The 2,340-nt window shown below is 62.7% G+C and carries 3 protein-coding genes; 1 reads left to right on the forward strand and 2 read right to left on the reverse strand.

The annotated features are described in order from the left end of the window. The first annotated feature begins 85 nt into the window (after window positions 1-85). Entirely contained in the window at window positions 86-826 is a 741-nt protein-coding gene (gene msrA, locus EOA86_RS31085) for a peptide-methionine (S)-S-oxide reductase MsrA (RefSeq protein WP_128345111.1), read from the forward strand. Between the two features lie 46 nt (window positions 827-872). Here the strand turns inward: msrA and EOA86_RS31090 are convergent, their stop codons facing one another. Continuing rightward, window positions 873-1,598: an amino acid ABC transporter ATP-binding protein gene (locus tag EOA86_RS31090; protein ID WP_128345113.1), complete on the reverse strand. Its 726-nt coding sequence runs from the start codon at window positions 1,596-1,598 to the stop codon at window positions 873-875. Next, window positions 1,576-2,235, reverse strand: coding sequence for an amino acid ABC transporter permease (locus EOA86_RS31095; RefSeq protein ID WP_095517632.1), 660 nt, complete (start codon window positions 2,233-2,235; stop codon window positions 1,576-1,578). The genes EOA86_RS31090 and EOA86_RS31095 overlap by 23 nt, the downstream gene beginning before the upstream one ends. Window positions 2,236-2,340 lie beyond the last annotated feature (105 nt).

Consider the following 2,340-nt stretch of genomic DNA (forward strand, 5'->3'; position numbering starts at 1 on the left):
GCCGATGCACGCGCCGCACGGCAATGTGAAACCGCGACGGACCTATCTGTCGTATAGTCTTAAACTCATGCATGGGAGATCAGAGATGACCGGCATTGAAAAACCCGCCGCGAAACGATTGACGAACTTCGCCAGGGGCGCGCTCGCGGCGCTGATGCTTGCGGCGGCCGGCGCCGCCTTGTGGCAGACGCCGGCAATCTCGGCCGAGAAGGCGGTGGTGATCCCACCGCCGGCGATGGACGAAAAACCCGCCGCCGGCACCGCCAAGGCGATCTTCGCCGGCGGCTGTTTCTGGGGTGTGCAGGGCGTGTTCCAGCACGTCAAGGGCGTGACCAGCGCCGTGTCCGGCTATGCCGGAGGCGACAAGGACACCGCCGTCTACGAGACGGTCGGCACCGGCCGCACCGGGCACGCCGAAGCCGTCGAGATCACCTACGAGCCGTCAGAAGTGACCTACGGCCAGTTGCTGCAAGTGTATTTCTCAGTCGCGCACAACCCGACGCAGCTGAACTATCAGGGTCCGGACCGCGGCCCGCAATACCGTTCGACGATCTTTGCCGAAAACGATGCCCAGAAGAAAATAGCCGAGAGCTACATCGCCCAGCTCGACAAGGCCAAGGTGTTTCCAGAGCCGATCGTGACCACGCTGGAGACCGGGAAAACCTTCTATCCGGCCGAAGACTATCACCAGGACTTTTTGACGCTGAACCCGACCTACCCCTATATCGTCTACAACGACCTGCCCAAAATCGAGAATTTGAAGACGCTATTCCCAGACCTTTACAGCGAAAAACCGGTGCTGGTGCTGGCCGCCAACAAGAGCTGATCTTCTGCGACGCGCTTAGAGCAGCGAGCGGGCCAGCAATGCCCGCCTACTGCACGCCTAGAAACTGCCTGAGCTCAGGCGTCCTGGGATTGGCGAAGACGTCCTCGGGGGCGCCGATCTCGTGGACGCGGCCCTGATGCATGAACACGACGCGCGAGCAGACGTCGCGGGCGAAGCGCATCTCATGGGTGACCATCACCAGCGTCATCCCTTCCGCGGCCAATTCCCTGACGACAGCCAGCACTTCGGCAACGAGTTCGGGGTCGAGCGCCGAGGTGATCTCGTCGCATAGCAGCGCGATGGGCTGCATGGCGAGCGCCCGGGCGATGGCCACGCGCTGCTGCTGGCCGCCGGACAATTCGTCCGGCAAGGCGTCGAACTTGTGGGCGAGACCGACGCGGTCGAGCATTTTTCGCGCGACCGCTTCGGCGTCTTTTTTCGGCGTCTTCTTCACCACCATCTGCGACAGCATGACATTGCCGCCAGCGGTGAGATGCGGGAACAGATTGAACTGCTGAAAAATCATGCCGACCTTCAGGCGCAGCGCCTTGAGATGCACCTCGTCGGGCAGGAACTGGGCGCCGGCGACGACGATCGAGCCTTCGTCGATGGTCTCCAGCCCGTTGATGCAGCGCAGCAGCGTCGACTTGCCCGAACCGCTCTTGCCGATGATGGCGACGACCTCGCCCGGCGCGATGTCGATTGAAATCCCCTTCAGCACCTCGTTGTCGCCGAAGCGCTTCTTCACCTCAGTGATTGCGATGAGCGACATTGAGCTTCCTTTCCAGGAGCTGGCTCGATTTCGACAGCGGCCAGCACAAAGCGAAGTAGATGAGCGCGACCAGACCATAGACGGTGAACGGCTGGAACGTCGCGTTGGTGACGATCGAACCGGCCTTCGACAATTCGACGAAGCCGATGATGGAGGTGAGCGCGGTGCCTTTCACCACCTGCACCGAGAAGCCGACCGTCGGCGGCACCGCCACTTTCAGCGCCTGCGGCAGGATGACGTAGCGCATCTGCTGGAGATAACCCATGCCGAGGCTGGCGGACGCCTCCCATTGACCCTTGGCGATGCTCTCGACGCAGCCGCGCCAGATTTCGGCGAGGAAGGCGGCGGTCCACAGGATGAGCGCGACACAGGCGGCAAGCCAGGCGGGAACGTCGATGCCGAACAGGCCAAGGCCGAAAAAAGCGAGAAAAAGCTGCATCAGGAGCGGCGTGCCCTGGAACAGCTGGATGTAGCCGCGTGACAGCAGCCGCAGCCACTGCCGCCCGCCGATGCGCAGGAAAAGCAGGGCCGCACCGACGATGCCGCCACCGACGAAGGAAACCAGCGAGAGGACAACGGTCCAGCGGGCGGCCAGAAGCAGGTTGCGTAGGATGTCCCAGAAGCTGAACTCGGTCATGGCGCCTGTCTCATCGCGACGCCTTCCTTGGAAACAGCATCCAGCCCAGGCCGGCCAGCAGCTGGCGCAGCAGGATGGCGAGGGCCAGGTAGATCAGGGTCGAGA

The organism is Mesorhizobium sp. M5C.F.Ca.IN.020.32.2.1 (genome assembly GCF_004023105.1).
In the GTDB taxonomy this organism is placed as follows: domain Bacteria; phylum Pseudomonadota; class Alphaproteobacteria; order Rhizobiales; family Rhizobiaceae; genus Mesorhizobium; species Mesorhizobium wenxiniae.

Coding starts and splice junctions, on each gene's coding strand:
- EOA86_RS31090 (WP_128345113.1), bottom strand. CDS start 1,598: ATGTCGCTCATCGCAATCACTGAGGTGAAGAAGCGCTTCGGCGACAAC.
- msrA (WP_128345111.1), top strand. CDS start 86: ATGACCGGCATTGAAAAACCCGCCGCGAAACGATTGACGAACTTCGCC.
- EOA86_RS31095 (WP_095517632.1), bottom strand. CDS start 2,235: ATGACCGAGTTCAGCTTCTGGGACATCCTACGCAACCTGCTTCTGGCC.